This window comes from Rhodococcus aetherivorans, from assembly GCF_025722975.1.
GTDB classification, from domain to species: Bacteria; Actinomycetota; Actinomycetes; order Mycobacteriales; family Mycobacteriaceae; genus Rhodococcus; species Rhodococcus aetherivorans.
In genome coordinates this window covers 660,196-673,691 of record NZ_CP106982.1, presented here as the reverse complement: position 1 = coordinate 673,691, position 13,496 = coordinate 660,196, and the positions used below count along the sequence as shown (strand labels likewise).

General features: G+C 70.5%; 15 protein-coding genes. 4 read left to right on the top strand and 11 right to left on the bottom strand.

Features of this window, described 5'->3' with window-relative positions; all coding sequences use genetic code 11:
• Positions 1-2: 2 nt before the first annotated feature.
• From OCS65_RS03145 to OCS65_RS03130, 4 genes are read right to left on the bottom strand one after another with little or no spacing between them, the layout of a single operon-like run.
• Positions 3-1,202: a lipid-transfer protein gene (locus OCS65_RS03145; RefSeq protein WP_102800566.1), complete on the bottom strand. Its 1,200-nt coding sequence runs from the start codon at positions 1,200-1,202 to the stop codon at positions 3-5.
• Positions 1,199-1,609 (bottom strand): hotdog family protein, encoded by a 411-nt coding sequence (locus OCS65_RS03140; RefSeq protein WP_006941693.1) that lies wholly within the window; start codon positions 1,607-1,609, stop codon positions 1,199-1,201. The genes OCS65_RS03145 and OCS65_RS03140 overlap by 4 nt, the downstream gene beginning before the upstream one ends.
• A complete protein-coding gene (locus OCS65_RS03135) occupies positions 1,606-2,016 on the bottom strand; it encodes a Zn-ribbon domain-containing OB-fold protein (RefSeq protein ID WP_006941694.1) in 411 nt (136 codons plus the stop codon). The genes OCS65_RS03140 and OCS65_RS03135 overlap by 4 nt, the downstream gene beginning before the upstream one ends.
• On the bottom strand, positions 2,016-2,579 hold the full coding sequence (locus tag OCS65_RS03130; RefSeq protein WP_006941702.1) for an FAS1-like dehydratase domain-containing protein: 564 nt from the start codon (positions 2,577-2,579) through the stop codon (positions 2,016-2,018). The genes OCS65_RS03135 and OCS65_RS03130 overlap by 1 nt, the downstream gene beginning before the upstream one ends.
• A gap of 140 nt (positions 2,580-2,719) precedes the next feature.
• Between OCS65_RS03130 and OCS65_RS03125 the strand changes: the two genes are divergently transcribed.
• Positions 2,720-3,295 (top strand): TetR/AcrR family transcriptional regulator, encoded by a 576-nt coding sequence (locus tag OCS65_RS03125; RefSeq protein ID WP_006941703.1) that lies wholly within the window; start codon positions 2,720-2,722, stop codon positions 3,293-3,295.
• A gap of 52 nt (positions 3,296-3,347) precedes the next feature.
• Here the strand turns inward: OCS65_RS03125 and OCS65_RS03120 are convergent, their stop codons facing one another.
• The 7 genes from OCS65_RS03120 to OCS65_RS03090 form a co-directional block, all read right to left on the bottom strand.
• Positions 3,348-4,514, bottom strand: coding sequence for a CoA transferase (locus tag OCS65_RS03120; RefSeq protein ID WP_043803132.1), 1,167 nt, complete (start codon positions 4,512-4,514; stop codon positions 3,348-3,350).
• Positions 4,511-5,746 carry an acetyl-CoA C-acetyltransferase gene (locus tag OCS65_RS03115; protein ID WP_006941705.1) on the bottom strand — a complete coding sequence of 412 codons (1,236 nt, stop codon included), beginning with the start codon at positions 5,744-5,746 and terminating at the stop codon, positions 4,511-4,513. Before OCS65_RS03115 ends, OCS65_RS03120 begins: the two co-directional genes overlap by 4 nt.
• Positions 5,733-7,430, bottom strand: coding sequence for an AMP-binding protein (locus tag OCS65_RS03110; protein WP_043803128.1), 1,698 nt, complete (start codon positions 7,428-7,430; stop codon positions 5,733-5,735). Before OCS65_RS03110 ends, OCS65_RS03115 begins: the two co-directional genes overlap by 14 nt.
• Positions 7,427-8,284 carry an alpha/beta fold hydrolase gene (locus OCS65_RS03105; RefSeq protein ID WP_263508765.1) on the bottom strand — a complete coding sequence of 286 codons (858 nt, stop codon included), beginning with the start codon at positions 8,282-8,284 and terminating at the stop codon, positions 7,427-7,429. Before OCS65_RS03105 ends, OCS65_RS03110 begins: the two co-directional genes overlap by 4 nt.
• The gene (locus OCS65_RS03100; RefSeq protein ID WP_263508763.1) at positions 8,281-9,015 is read right to left on the bottom strand and encodes a hypothetical protein; all 735 of its coding nucleotides are present in this window, start codon (positions 9,013-9,015) and stop codon (positions 8,281-8,283) included. Before OCS65_RS03100 ends, OCS65_RS03105 begins: the two co-directional genes overlap by 4 nt.
• Positions 9,012-10,208 (bottom strand): acyl-CoA dehydrogenase family protein, encoded by a 1,197-nt coding sequence (locus OCS65_RS03095; RefSeq protein ID WP_006941711.1) that lies wholly within the window; start codon positions 10,206-10,208, stop codon positions 9,012-9,014. Before OCS65_RS03095 ends, OCS65_RS03100 begins: the two co-directional genes overlap by 4 nt.
• An 88-nt stretch (positions 10,209-10,296) precedes the next feature.
• Entirely contained in the window at positions 10,297-10,899 is a 603-nt protein-coding gene (locus tag OCS65_RS03090; RefSeq protein WP_029546592.1) for a TetR/AcrR family transcriptional regulator, read from the bottom strand.
• Between the two features lie 123 nt (positions 10,900-11,022).
• Here OCS65_RS03090 and OCS65_RS03085 point away from each other — a divergent pair, with 123 nt between their 5' ends.
• The 3 genes from OCS65_RS03085 to OCS65_RS03075 are packed head-to-tail and all read left to right on the top strand — an operon-like array spanning position 11,023 to position 13,468.
• On the top strand, positions 11,023-11,517 hold the full coding sequence (locus tag OCS65_RS03085; protein WP_006941715.1) for a nuclear transport factor 2 family protein: 495 nt from the start codon (positions 11,023-11,025) through the stop codon (positions 11,515-11,517).
• The gene (locus OCS65_RS03080) at positions 11,514-11,855 is read left to right on the top strand and encodes a DUF485 domain-containing protein (protein WP_006941716.1); all 342 of its coding nucleotides are present in this window, start codon (positions 11,514-11,516) and stop codon (positions 11,853-11,855) included. The genes OCS65_RS03085 and OCS65_RS03080 overlap by 4 nt, the downstream gene beginning before the upstream one ends.
• Positions 11,852-13,468, top strand: a complete 1,617-nt coding sequence (locus OCS65_RS03075) for a solute symporter family protein (protein ID WP_006941717.1) — start codon at positions 11,852-11,854, stop codon at positions 13,466-13,468. The genes OCS65_RS03080 and OCS65_RS03075 overlap by 4 nt, the downstream gene beginning before the upstream one ends.
• The last annotated feature ends 28 nt before the right edge of the window (positions 13,469-13,496 follow it).

Here is a 13,496-nt window from a genome sequence, read left to right as displayed (position 1 = left end):
GGTCAGTTGTCGGTGGAGAGCACGAGTGCGCTGTGCGGCACCGGGGAGCCGCCCGTGACCAGAACGTTCGCCACGTCCTTGCCGGGCTGGTTCACCGACGTGCCGCGGATCAGCCGCACGCCCTCGGCGATTCCGTTGACGCCGTGGATGTATCCCTCGCCGAGTTGTCCGCCGTGGGTGTTGACGGGCAGACGGCCGTCGAGTTCGAGGTTGCCGTCCGCGATGAAGTCCTTGGCCTCGCCGCGGGCGCAGAACCCGTACTCCTCGAGTTGCAGCAGCACCATCGGGGTGAACGCGTCGTAGAGGATTGCGGCGTCGATGTCGTCCGGATCGATGCCCGCCTGATCCCAGAGCTGCCGTGCCACCAGCTCGACCTCGGGCATCTCGTCGATGTCCTCGCGGTAGTAGCTGCTCATGGAGATCTGCTGGGGCCCGACGCCTTGCGCGGCGGCGGAGACGACGGCCGGCGGGTGCGGCAGGTCGCGGGCCCGCTCGGTGCTGACGATCACCAGGGCCTGTCCGCCGTCGCTCTCCTGGCAGCAGTCGAGCAGCCGCAGCGGGTCGGCGATCATCCGGGAGTTCTGGTGCTCGTCGAGGGTGATGGGCCGCTCGTAGAACCATGCCTTGGGGTTGTTTGCGGCATGCTTGCGCGACAGCACGGAGATGCGGCCGAAGTCGGCGCTGGTCGCGCCGTACTTGTGCATGTAGCGCCGGGCGAGGAACGCCTCCTGCTGGGCGGGGGTGAGCAGCCCGTAGGGATTGATCCAGTTGCGGTATTCCTGATCGGTGTTGGCCGTGTAGGCGAACGGCGGCGGGCCGGCGCCGAACCGGGTGCCGGAACGTTCGTTGAAGGCCCGGTAGACGACCACGACGTCGGCGACACCGCTCGCGACGGCGAGCGCCGCCTGCTGCACGGGTGCGCATGCGCCGCCGCCGCCGTGCGGGATGCGGCTGAAGAACGTCAGTTCGGGGATGCCGAGTGCGCGGGCGACCGCGATCTCGGGGTTGGTCTCCATCGTGAACAGCGCGAAGCCGTCCACCTCCTCGACGCCGATCTGTGCGTCCTCGAGCGCGGCGAGCACACTCTCGCAGGCCAGCTGCCATTCGCTGCGCCCGGAGTTCTTGGAGAATTCGGTGGCGCCGATGCCGACGATCGCCGCCCTGCGGGCGAAGCCCCCGCCGGGAATTATCCTGCCGCTCATCGTGTCTGTCCTTCGTACGGTGCGACGGTGACCTCGGCGGTCACGTGCGTTCCTCGGGCGTTACGGCCGAGCACCTCGACGGTGACGGCGCCTGGGTCGACGCGGGTCACCGTCCCGGTCAGGCGCATGGTGTCGCCGGGAAAGTTGGGGACGCCCAGCCGCAGTGCGACGCGGCGGATGCGGGCGGTCGGCCCGGCCCAGTCGGTGATGTAGCGGTCGACGAATCCGTTCGTCGAGTTGATGCTCATGAAGATGTCGGGCGTGCCGCGCTTTCCGGCTGCGCCCGGATCGTGGTGCACGTCCTCGAAATCCTGGGAGGCGATGGCGGTGGCGACGATGGTGCTGCGATCGAGGGGCAGGTCCAGTGCCGGCAGTTCGGTGCCGACGGACACGGTCGGCAGGCTCATGCGGCACCTCCGCCCGGAAGACGCAGCTGCGGCAGGATTTCGCCGTGCGCGTGCTCGGCGAAGCCGACCTCGAGCTCCATGCCGATCTGCAGCCGGTCGTGCTCGACCCCGGCGATGTCGGCGACGATCCGGATGCCCTCCTCGAGGTCGATCAGCCCGACCGCGAGGGGATAGTCGAAGGACGGGTCCTTCGGGTGGTGGATCACGGTCCAGCTGTGCAGGGTGCCGCGGCGCGACGACTCGACAGCGTCCCATTTGAAGGAGCGGCACTTCGGGCACGCCGGTCCCGGCGGATGCCGGAGCGCGCCGCAGTCGCTGCAGCGCTGGATCTCGAGCCGGCCCTCGCGGGCGGCTGCGAACCAGAACTCGTTGTCCTGGGTGACGGTCAACCTGGGAACGGCCGTCATCACGCCTCCTCGGTGGTGTTCGGATTGAAGCGGAGCAATCGGAACCGCTCCTCGACGAGCAGTTCGCCGTGCTGGTTCTCGTAGCGTTTGTGCAGGGTGACGAAGCAGCCGCGGCCCAGGCCGGTGTGCTTGACCGGGGAGATCGACTCGATGGTGAAGTGCGCGGTGACGTGGTCGCCCGGGACGAGTTCGCGGTGGTAGTCCTGCTCGGCGTTGGTGGCGACGACGGAGGTGAAGCCGTGCCGGTCGAGCAGTGTCATCAGCGCGGAGTAGGCGAAGTCCTCGGTCCGTCCTTCGGCGCGCAGCCGCTGCACCTCGCGCCAGCGGCGGTAGCCGGCCATCACCCACGTCGAGATCATCGCGGGCGGGCACACCACGTCCGGTCGTCCGGTCGCGCGGGCCGCGTCCCGGTCGACGTAGACGGGGTTGTAGTCGTCGTGGGCCTCGACCCAGTTCCGGATCATCGCCTCGTCGACGGCGTACCGGGCCACCCGGGCGGGCTCGGCCACCTTCCCGACGTACTGTTCGAACTCGCGTTCCAACTCCTGTTCCAGCGTCGGCATGTCCGCACCACCTTTCTTGAGCAAGCGCTTGGTGCAGTACCGTAGGCGCGGGCGCCCCGCCAGGACTGCCCACTCCCACTCAGTTGGAACAGAGGGCGGAAAACTCGCGCCGAACCGGCGAATCGGAAGGTGAGGTAACCATGACGTCGGACCGACGCGACGAGATCATGCGGCTCGCGGCCGAACTCTTCGCGACCAAGGGGATCGGGCCGACGACGGTCCGCGACATCGGCGAACGCGCCGGAGTGTTCTCCGGCAGCCTGTACCACTTCTTCAGATCCAAGAATGCACTCGTCGCCGAGATCCTCAGCGGCTTCATGGCCGACATCGACCAGCGCTTCCGGCGCGTCGTGGAGACCTCGACGAGTCCCCGCGAGACTGTGCGCGGCCTGATCCACCAGACCCTCGTCGTGATCGAGGAGCATCCCCATCCGACGGCGATCTACCAGCAGAACCGGCAGTACCTGCGCGACAACGGCCTGCTCGACGTCGTCGACGCACCGTCGCGCACGGTGCGCGACTACTGGCTGACCACGATCGCCACCGGCGTCGCCGACGGCAGCTTCCGCTCCGACATCCCCGCCGAGGTCTTCTACCGCACGGTGCGGGACGCGCTGTGGGCGAGCATGCACTGGCCGGGACGGGACGGATACACCACCGACGAGTTCACCGACGTGCTCGTTGCGCTGTTCTTCGGCGGTTTCGCCGAGGAGTGACCGGGCTCGTCACCGGACCGAACGGCGCTCAGCGCACTCGACACGGCCGCGGTCAGCGCGCTCCGCCGGGTTCGTCTCCACGCTCGGGGGAGAGACCGAGTTCTTCGAGTACCTCTCGGGTGTGCTGCCCGTGGCGCGGCGCCGGGCGCGCCTCGGTGTACGTCCCGTCCCAGCGCAACGGGGAGCGCGCCGTCGGCACCGGGCCGACGCCGGGCTGCTCGACGCGTTCGATCACCGCGTACTCGCGGGCGGCCACCTCGTCCATGGTCCGGTACGGCGCCCACAGCACCCGGCTGCCGGACAGTTCCTTCTCGATCTCGGCGAGCGTGCGCGCCGCGAACCACGGACGCAGGATCGCCGTGATCTCGTCGCGCGCGGCGTAGCGGTCACCCTCGTCGGCGAACCGCAGCCCGCGGTGCCGTTCGAGCGCCGCGAAGACCTCGGCGGTGCCGGTGACCTCGACGAGCGATCGCCACTGTGCGGGGGTGAGGCCGACAACCATGACGGCGCGGCCGTCCGCCGTGGCGAAGTCGGACCCGTAGCTGCCGTAGAGCGCGTTGCCCTGCCGATCGCGGGCCGAGCCGCGTTCCTCGGCCTCGGCCAGCCAGCCCATGCTCGCGACCGCAGACACCGCGACGTCCTCGAGCGCGAGCTCGAGGTACGCGCCCTCCCCCGTGCGGTCCCGCCTGCGCAGCGCGGCGACGATGCCGAGGGCCGCCTGCACCCCGGTGATCAGGTCCCAGGCCGGGAGCACGTGGTTCACCGGGGCCGCAGCATCGACGGGCCCGGTCATGAGAGGCAGCCCGACAGCGGCGTTGACCGTGTAGTCCACGGCGGGGGTGCCGTCGGCATTGCCGGCGATGTGCAGGTGGATCAGGTCGGGTCGTCGCGCGGCGAGCACCTCGTGGGCGAGCCACGGTGCGTGGGCCGCGTTCTCGAGCACCACCCCGGACCGGGCGATCAGCTCGGTGACGACGGCACGACCGTCCGCACTGCGCAGGTCCACCGCGACGGACCGCTTCGCCTGGTTCAACCCCGTCCAGTACAGGCTCGCCCCCGACTCCGCGAGGGGCCACCGCCCGCCGTCGACCGCGCCGGCGACCGGATCGACACGGACCACGTCGGCACCGAGCTCGGCGAGGATGCGCCCGGCGGTCGGACCGGCGACGAAGCTCGACAGGTCGACGACGCGGATCCCCTCGAGCGGCCGGGTCGTCATGCGGCCCTTTCGAAGATCGCCGTCAGCCCCTGCCCGCCACCGATGCACATCGTCTCGAGGCCGTAGCGCGCCCCGCGACGATCCAGTTCGCGCAGCAACGTGGCGAGGATGCGCACGCCGGTCGCCCCGACCGGGTGGCCGAGCGAGATTCCCGAACCGTTGACGTTCGTCCGCTCGAAATCGGTTGTCCCGAAGTTCCATTCACGGGTCACCGCGAGTGCCTGCGCCGCGAACGCCTCGTTGAGTTCGATCAGGTCGATGTCGGCGAGCGTCAGGCCGGCGCGCTTCAGGGCCTTCTCGGTGGACGGCACCGGGCCGATGCCCATCTCCGCCGGCGCGACGCCGGCCACCGCCCAGGTCACCAACCGGCCCAGGGGACGCAGGCCCAGGCGGTCCGCCTGCGCGCGGGTGGTGACGAGACAGGCTGCGGCACCGTCGTTCTGACCGCTGGCGTTGCCCGCGGTCACCGTCGCCTCCGGATCCTGCGCCGCCATGATCGGCCGCAGTTTCGCGAGGGTGTCGACGGAGGCGTCCGCGCGCGGATGCTCGTCCCGGTCCACGATGCGGTCGTCGCCCTTGCGCTGGGGCACCGCCACCGGCACGATCTCCTGCGCGAACACCCCGGATTCGATGGCGGCCACCGCGCGCCGGTGCGATTCGACGGCCAGCTCGTCCTGTTCGCGTCGGCCGATGCCGTACTTGCGGCGCAGGTTCTCGGCGGTCTCGAGCATCCCGCCGGGGACGGGATGGTGACGGCCGCCGGCGGTGACCCGGCCGCGGGCGAGGCGGTCGTGCAGGGCGGCCGGAGCCCCCTTGGCACCCCACCGCATCGATTCGGTGTAGTACTCGGCGCGGCTCATGGATTCGACGCCACCGGCGATCACGACGTCGGCGACGCCGGTCTGCACGCGCATCGCCGCGTCGAGCACGGCCTGCAGCCCGGACCCACACCGGCGGTCGAGCTGCAGGCCCGGCACCGTCACCGGCAGGCCCGCGTCGAGCGCGGCGACGCGGCCGATCGCGGGGGCCTCGCCGTTGGGATAGCACTGGCCGAAGATCACGTCGTCCACCGACTCCGGGTCGATGCCCGTGCGCGCCAGCAGTTCCGAGATCACCCCGGCGGCGAGGTCGGTGGCGGGGACGTCGACGAACGCCCCGCCGTACCGGCCCACCGGTGTGCGCAGCGGTTCGCAGATCACCACATCGGTTGCGGTCACATCAGTTGCGGTCACGTCTGAAGTCCCTTTCGCGGTCGGTCCATTGCTGCGCCCACTCACGCAGTTCCACGGCGCGGATCTTGGTGCCGTTGCCGCCCACCGTCGTGGGCATCGTCTCGATCACGTGGATCGTCGCCGGCACCTTGAACGCGGCCAGCGTCTCGGCGCACCACGCCTTCAGCGATGCCGCATCGAACTCGACGGCGTCCTCGACGGGGACGACGAACCCCACCGCCCGGGTGTAGCCGCCCTCGCCGGTGATGCCGACGACCTTCGCGGTCCGCACCCCGGGGTGTTCGGCGAGACGGTGCTCGATCTCGGCCGGGTCCACGAGAAACCCCCGCAGCCGCAGCACGTCTCCCATCCGGCACACGTAGGTGTAGCCGCCGTCTCCGGTCGCGACGGCGAGGTCGCCGCTGCGGAACCAGCCGTCGGCGGTGAATGCGCGGCGGGCGGCATCGGGGTTGCCGAGGTAGGCGTCGACGACGTTGGGGCCGCGCACCTGCAGCTCGCCCTGTTCCCCGTCCGGGAGGACACGGTCGTCGAGCGGGTCGGCGATGCGGACGTCGACCGACGGGTCGACCGGGCGGCCGCCGCCGTTCCAGCGCACCGACTCCGGGTCGCCGGCCGACCACAGCAACGCCAGCGCGAACACCTCGGACGACCCGAACACGCCCGAGGTGTGGGCGCCGAACTCGTCGCGCGCCCAGCGGGCGATCTCGTGCGAGCGGCCGAGGAAGTCGGCGATGCCGAGCCACTTCAGCGCCGACAGGTCGGCGCGCATCTCGGCGTGCCACGTGTCGTGGAGCCGGCCGAACAGGTCGTCGCCCCCGACGACGTGCGTGACGTACAGCTGTTCCATGCGGCGCAGGGTCGCCGCGGCATCGAAGACCGGCTCCATCAGCAGCGCGGCACCGCCGGCGAGCGCGGCCATGGCGGTGCTGTAGCCGAACACCCCGGAGACCGGCAGCACGCACAGCGCGACGTCGCCGGGCTCGACCCGCATGATCGCGGCGTCGGCGCGAGCGTGCCGCACGATCGCCGAGTCGCGGTGGGCGGCGAGCTTGGGGGTTCCGGTGGAGCCGGACGTGGTGAACGCGACGGCCAGCGGGTCCGCCGGATCGTCCTCCGCGCCGGCGGGCGTGAGCGTCGCGGTGTCGGGCGTGTCCGGGGCGCGCACGCCGCGGGTGTCGCCGCCGCCCGCGCACCAGGACCCGGCGCCGAGGTCGAAGGGGGCCGGATCGGCGGATCCCCCGCCGGGTCCGGCGACGACCGCGACCGCGGGAGCCGGCACCGCGGCGACCTCCGAGGCGGCACGGAGCGTGCCGAACAGGTCCAGGCCGTGGAAGCCGGCCGCGACGGCGACGACCGCCGGCCGCGCCGCGGTGAGGATGTGGGCCACCTCGGCGGTGTTGTAGCGGGTGTTCACGCCGATCACGTGGGCGCCGAGCGCCGCGGCCGCGAACTGCCACACGAGGGCGTCGGACCAGTTGGGCAACAGCACCGCGATGCACCGGCCGCGCCGGACGCCGACGGCCGCGAGTTCGGCCCGCACCGCCTGCACGCGGCGCCGCAGCTCCGCCCTGTTGCAGATCAGCAGCCGCCCGTCGGCGACGTCGTAGGTGGCGACGGCACCGGGATCGGCGGCGACGAGGTCGTCGAGGAACGCGGCCAGTCCGGAGGTGGTGGTCGCGGTCACGACAGCACCTCCGCGGTGGCGCCCCGCAGGTCGGTCAGCCACGAGTCGGCGAGGACGGCGAAGTCCTCCACCTCCTCCATGGGGTAGTGGCCGACGCCGTCGAGCCGGGTGAACCGCGCCCGTCCCGGCGAGATGTCGTTGATCCGGACGGCGAGGTCCGCGACGGCGTCCGGGTCGAGCCACGGATCGTCGGCCCCGACGACGAGGTGGAGCGGGCAGGTCAGCAGCGGCAGCCGGTCGCGCACGTCGTGGGTGCCCCAGCCGATGAGGTCGGACGACGAGATCTCCGGGTCCTCCCGCTTGTGCATGAGGGCGATCCGGTGCGCCGTCGCGGCGGGTACCGAACGCCCGACGGAGGCGAGGGTGCCCAGATAGGTGCGTTCGGCGCGCGACGGCCCGGCGACGTCCTCGAGTTCGCGGCGCAGACCCGAGACATTGACGCGGCCGGGGCCGGCCTCGGCCTCCATCGCGACGGCGCCGGCGAGCGGCCGGTCCGGTCGGGTGGCGAGTTCGAGGGTCAGCTTGCCGCCGATCGAGCAGCCGAGCACGTACGGCCGGTGCACGTCGAGCGCGTCGAGCAGGGCGGTGAGCCAGTCGCCGTACGTGGTGAGGCTGGTGACCGGCCCGTCCGGGGCGGGCTCGGATCGGCCGTGTCCCGGCAGGTCGGGCACGAGCACGCGGTAGCCGCGGGCCGCGAGGTCGTGGGCGACGTGCCGCCACTGCACCCCGCTCTGCCCGGCGGTGTGGATGCACAGCACGGTGGGAAGCGTGTCGGGGGCGTGTTCGCCGGCGGGGGTGACGATCTCGACGAATCCGAGGGCTCCGTCGATGTCCAGGTAACGGGCCTCGATCATGAGCGGGCCTTTCTCGCGACGGCACGGGCGTGGCCGATGATCAGGTTCAGCGGTTTGGTGAGCCGGAGGTACTCGTATCCGTCTCCAGTGCAGGAGAATTCGCCGCCGATTGCGCGGCGCATGAAGTCGTCGTGCGCACCGAGGATCAGGTCGACCCAGGTGTGGTCGGGTGCGACGAACGTGAAGGTGGCCCCGTGCGGGGTGCGCCGCGTGACGTCGACGATGCGGCCGCGGTAGATCCGCAGGTGCAGTTCCCGGTCGCCGCAGCGCAGGCCGACGGTGCCGTCCCAGGTGGCCAGGGCGGACCCGAAGGCGGGGTCGGCCTCGAGGTGGTCACGGAGCAGCTCACCCCAGGCCGGAGTGCAGAAGTCCAGTGCCGGAACAGGTTCGGATGGCGTTGCGAGCCGCCAGGTCTCGGTGCCCTCCTCCCGCACGGCGCCGGCGGCATCGAGCACGCGGACGAACCGCTCGGCGGTGGTGCCCTCGACGCGGGTGACGACGGCCTCCGACCGGATCCGGTCCACCGCCGTGACCGGCGTGATCGCCGTCCAGCGCAGTCCCGTGCGGTGCGCGGCGGGCACGGGCGGGGTGAGCAGCTCGGCGGCGACGGTCCCGAGCGCGAACGTCCCTGTCGGGAGGACGATTCCGGACTCTGCGAGCAGGTCGGCGGCCATCCGGCCGGAACCGGCGGTGCGATCGCCGACGCGGAGGGTGTTCAGTGTGGTGCTCATGCGGTTTCCGGCCTTCCGAGCAGCTCGTCGGAGATGATGCGCATCTGGATCTCGCTGGTGCCTTCGAAGATCTTCGTCAGGCGGGCGTCGCGCCAGTGCCGTTCGACCTGGAAGTCCGTGGTGTAGCCGGCACCGCCGTGGATCTGCACGGCCTCGCTGGTCACCTGCTCGGCCATCTCGGTGGCGACGAGCTTGCACATCGACGCCTCGAGCGAGCAGCGCCGCCCGGTGTCGATGTCGGTGGCCACGGAGTACATCAGCTGGCGGGCCGCCTCGATGTCGGCCGCCATCTTCGCGATCTTGAACCGCAGGTGCTGGAAGTCCCCGATGGGACGGCCGAATTGGCGCCGGGTGTGTACGTAGGCGATCGAGTCCTCGAGGGCCGCACGGGCGAGGCCGATCGCGCGGGCCGCGGTGTGGGCCCGGCCGACCTCGAGCCCGGAGACGGCGAGATAGAAACCCTTGCCCTCCTCGCCGAGCATCTTGCCGGCGGGGATGCGGAAGTTGTCGAACGACAGCTCCCAGGTGTGCCAGCCGAAGTAGCCGATCTTGCGGACCTTGGTGCCCGAGATTCCCTCCGGGAACACGCCGCGCTGCTTCTCGACGAGGAACGCGCTGATCCCGCGGTGCGGCTTGGCCGGATCCTTGTGCGGATCGGTGCGGGCGAACAGCACCAGGTAGTCGGCCTCGTCGGCGTAGGTGCACCACATCTTGGTGCCGTTGACGACCCATTCGTCCCCGTCGCGGGTCGCCCGGCAGGAGATGTTGGCGACGTCGGAGCCGGCCTCCGCCTCGGACAGGGCGTACGCGCCGAGGTATTCGCCGCGAGCCACCTTCGGCAGCAGGGCGGCCTCCTGCTCGGGAGTGAAGCCACCGCCCATGCCGTTGCCGCGGGCGAGGAGACCGGACACGCTCATCCAGGCCCGGGACAGCTCCTCGGCGACCAGGCAGTACTCGAACACGCCGAGACCGAGGCCGCCGTGCTCCTCGGGGATCATGATGCCGAAGAACCCGATCTCGGCCATCTCCTTCTTCAGCGAGTCGGGGATGGTGCCCTGGACGGGGTCGAGCTCGTTGGCGACGGGCAGCACCTTCGTCATGGCGAAGTCACGGGCGAGGTCGCGGATGGCGAGGCGCTCTTCGGTGAGGTACCGCGGGGTGTCGGTACGGGGCTGCGACGGCCGGTGGGTCATGGGGGACTCCCTCGGTGAACCAGAATCTGGTTATTAACGCTTGTTCACCAAGTACAGCACGCCCCCGCCCGGGCGTCAACGCCGGAGTTCAGGCGGGGCGGTATCCGAGCAGGTTGAGCGCGTACCGGCCGTAGTCGTCGGCCACCTCGGCCGCGCCGAGCGGCCCGTCCGGGCGGAACCACAGCGGGATACCGGCGCACATCGTGAGGACCGCGGTCACGGCCTGGTGCACGTGCGGAACATCGAAAATCCCTATCCGGGAACCCTGTTCGGCGATCTCGACGAACAGCTGCTCCTGCGCGTCCCGCGAACCGACCACCCGCTTGCGATCCACCTCGCCGAGATACCGGAGCTCGGTGTTCGCCACCAGGCACTCACGCGGATTACGGGCGGTGAACAGCGCGTGCGCCACCACGGCGGCCCGCCAGCGCTCGGCAGGATCCGTACCCGCCTTGCGCAGCGCGTTGCGCGTGGCGGTGAATTGCTCGTCGCTGGCCGCCCGGAGGATCTCGACGAGCAACTCCGACTTGTTCTCGAAGTGGTTGTAGACGTTCGCAGCGCTGCAACCAGCACGATTGGCGATGGTGCGCATCGTCGCGCCGTGGAAACCGGCCGCGAAGAACTCGTCGAGCGCCGCGTCGAGGATCCGGTCCCGGACGCCCATCAGGGTCGTGCCCGATCGAGTGTTCATGAGATGGAGGGTAGAGGCCCAGGTCGGGACCAGCAAGAAGCCGGTCTTGACGGTGCGGTTGCCGCACGTCTATGGTCCACCTCACATGAACATGCGTTAACCACTTCTTCGGAGGGCGCACCTGTGACCACCATCCCCGACATCACGCTCACCGAGCGCATCACCCGCCTCGAGGACCTCGAGGCGATCCGTTCGCTCGACGCCCGCTACTGCCGTCACCTCGACGACGGCGACTGGGACGCCCTGATGGACCTGTTCACCGACGACGGCGAGTTCGACGGCCTGTCCCATCCCCGCGGCAAGGCCGAGATGCGCGAGTTCTTCGCGGGCCTCGCCGCCGGAGGGCTGACCACGTTCTGGCACTTCATCACGAACATGGAGATCGACCTCGACGGCGACCGCGCCACCGTGCGGTCCTTCCTGTGGCAGCCCTGCGTGACCGACGGCGCCCCCGCCATCGCCGCCGGCCGCTACACCGACGAGGTGGTCAAGGTCGACGGTCGTTGGCGCTACCGGGTCAAGCAGGTCCGCTTCCACTTCTTCGGTCCGCTCGAGCAGGGCTGGGACGAGAACCTCTTCGCACTGGAGACGGCACGCCGGGCGGCGGTGCGGCCGTGACCGAGTTGCAGACCGGAACGCAACCGACCTGGAGCGCGATGCTCTCCCTGCCCGAGGTCGTCGAACTGCGCCGCCGCCGGCGCACCGTCACCAACTCCCTCGGCGCCCTCGCGATCACGCTCTTCGCGTCCTTCCTCGTCGGCTTCGCCTACTTCCCCGAATTCCTCGGTGACACCGAGCTCCTCGGAGTTCCCCTCTCGCTGTGGGTCGTGTTCTCCCAGTTCGCCGGGACATGGGTCCTCGTCTACGCCTACTTCCGGCTCACCCGCATCTACATCCAGCCCGCCGCCGACGCCGCCGTCGCGGCCGTCCTCGAGAACCAGGAGCGTGCGGCATGACCGGCGACGCCGACTACCTCGCGATCGCGATCTGCGCGGCCGTGATCTCGCTGACCCTGTGGGTCACGTTCGCCGTGTCCCGGCGGGCCCGCAGCGCCGACGGATTCTTCGCCGCCGGCCGCTCGATCTCGAGCTGGCAGAACGGCTTCGCGATCGCCGGTGAATTCATCTCGGCCGGAAGCTTTCTCGGAACCACCGGCCTGATCTTCTACAAGGGCGTCGACGGCGCCGTCATCCTCTGCACCTCGGTGATCTCGTTCCTGCCCGTGCTGTTCCTGCTCGCCGAGAAGATGCGCAACGTGGGCAAGTACACCCTCGCCGACGTACTCGTGTTCCGCACCGAGGCACGCAGCGTGCGGGTCGTCGTGGCGTTGAGCACCATCGCCACCGGCACCTTCGTGTTGCTCGCGCAACTCGTTGCGGCCGGGGTGCTGCTCGAGTCGGTCTCCGGTATCCCGTTCTGGCTGTCCGTCATCGTCGCCGGCACCCTCATGGGCATCTACGTCTTCGTCGGCGGCATGCTCGCCACCACGTGGGTGCAGGTCATCAAGTCCACGATCCTGTCGGTCCTCGCGATCGTGGTCGGGCTGGGCATTCTCGCGCAGTTCGGGTTCAGCTTCCCGAAGGTCCTCGACACCGCGACCGAGCACGCGGTTGCGGGCGAGGCCGTCCTGTCCCCGGGCCTGATCTTCGGGCAGACCAGCGCGCTGAACCTCGTCTCGTACTCGCTGGCGTTCGCGCTCGGCACGGCGGGCATGGCGCACATCCTGATCCGCTTCTTCACCGTCCCCGAGGCGAGCACCGCCCGACGCTCGCTGGGCTGGACCGTCGCGCTGTGCAGCATGTTCTACCTGATCGTCATCGTGATGGGCTTCGGCGCCGCAGCCCTGCTGGGGGACGGCGGCGCCGATCGGGTCGGCGCCGGCGGCAATCTCGCGGCGCCCGTGCTCGTCACCGAACTCGGCGGGGGCGTGGGCACGATCGGCGGCTCGATCGCCCTCGCGATGGTCGCGGCGGTCGCGTTCGCGAGCATCGTCGCCGTTGTCGCCGGCGTGGTGATCTCCGCCGCGGGCACCTTCGCCCGCGACATCTGGCCGGCGCTGACCCGCAAGCCGCCGGTGGACGAACTCGACGTCACGGCGCGCACGCGCGAGGAGAACGCCCAGGCCCGTGTCGCCCGGTTCGGTGCGGTGGCGTTCAGCGCCGTCGCGATCGGGCTGACCATGCTGATCGGCGACGACACGAACATCACCTACTTCATGGGAATGGCGTTCATGGTGGCCGGCAGCGCCCACCTGCCGTCGCTGGTGCTCAGCCTGAACTGGCGGCGCTTCAACAGCACCGGTGCCGTGTGGGGAATCCTCACCGGCCTGGTCTCGACCATCGTCAGTCTCATGCTCACCGAGGCGCTGTGGCTCGGCAGCGGCCCGGCACCCCTGACGATCCAGCTTCCGGTGATCGTCACCATGCCGCTCGGCCTTGCCGCGTGCGTCGTCGGCTCACTCGTGGCCGAGAAGCGACGCGGACGCTCCGCGCACGAGGACGAGAAGTTCGCCGAGATGCTGGTGCGCGCGGAAACCGGGATCGGGGCCGAGGTCGCGACCGCCCACTGACGACGACGCAGGCGGGCACCCGCACTCG

Bases quoted from the DNA above. Each gene is read 5' to 3' on its own strand.
- OCS65_RS03145 (WP_102800566.1), bottom strand. From the start codon at position 1,202: ATGAGCGGCAGGATAATTCCCGGCGGGGGCTTCGCCCGCAGGGCGGCG.
- OCS65_RS03140 (WP_006941693.1), bottom strand. From the start codon at position 1,609: ATGAGCCTGCCGACCGTGTCCGTCGGCACCGAACTGCCGGCACTGGAC.
- OCS65_RS03135 (WP_006941694.1), bottom strand. From the start codon at position 2,016: ATGACGGCCGTTCCCAGGTTGACCGTCACCCAGGACAACGAGTTCTGG.
- OCS65_RS03130 (WP_006941702.1), bottom strand. From the start codon at position 2,579: ATGCCGACGCTGGAACAGGAGTTGGAACGCGAGTTCGAACAGTACGTC.
- OCS65_RS03125 (WP_006941703.1), top strand. From the start codon at position 2,720: ATGACGTCGGACCGACGCGACGAGATCATGCGGCTCGCGGCCGAACTC.
- OCS65_RS03120 (WP_043803132.1), bottom strand. From the start codon at position 4,514: ATGACGACCCGGCCGCTCGAGGGGATCCGCGTCGTCGACCTGTCGAGC.
- OCS65_RS03105 (WP_263508765.1), bottom strand. From the start codon at position 8,284: ATGATCGAGGCCCGTTACCTGGACATCGACGGAGCCCTCGGATTCGTC.
- OCS65_RS03100 (WP_263508763.1), bottom strand. From the start codon at position 9,015: ATGAGCACCACACTGAACACCCTCCGCGTCGGCGATCGCACCGCCGGT.
- OCS65_RS03095 (WP_006941711.1), bottom strand. From the start codon at position 10,208: ATGACCCACCGGCCGTCGCAGCCCCGTACCGACACCCCGCGGTACCTC.
- OCS65_RS03090 (WP_029546592.1), bottom strand. From the start codon at position 10,899: ATGAACACTCGATCGGGCACGACCCTGATGGGCGTCCGGGACCGGATC.
- OCS65_RS03075 (WP_006941717.1), top strand. From the start codon at position 11,852: ATGACCGGCGACGCCGACTACCTCGCGATCGCGATCTGCGCGGCCGTG.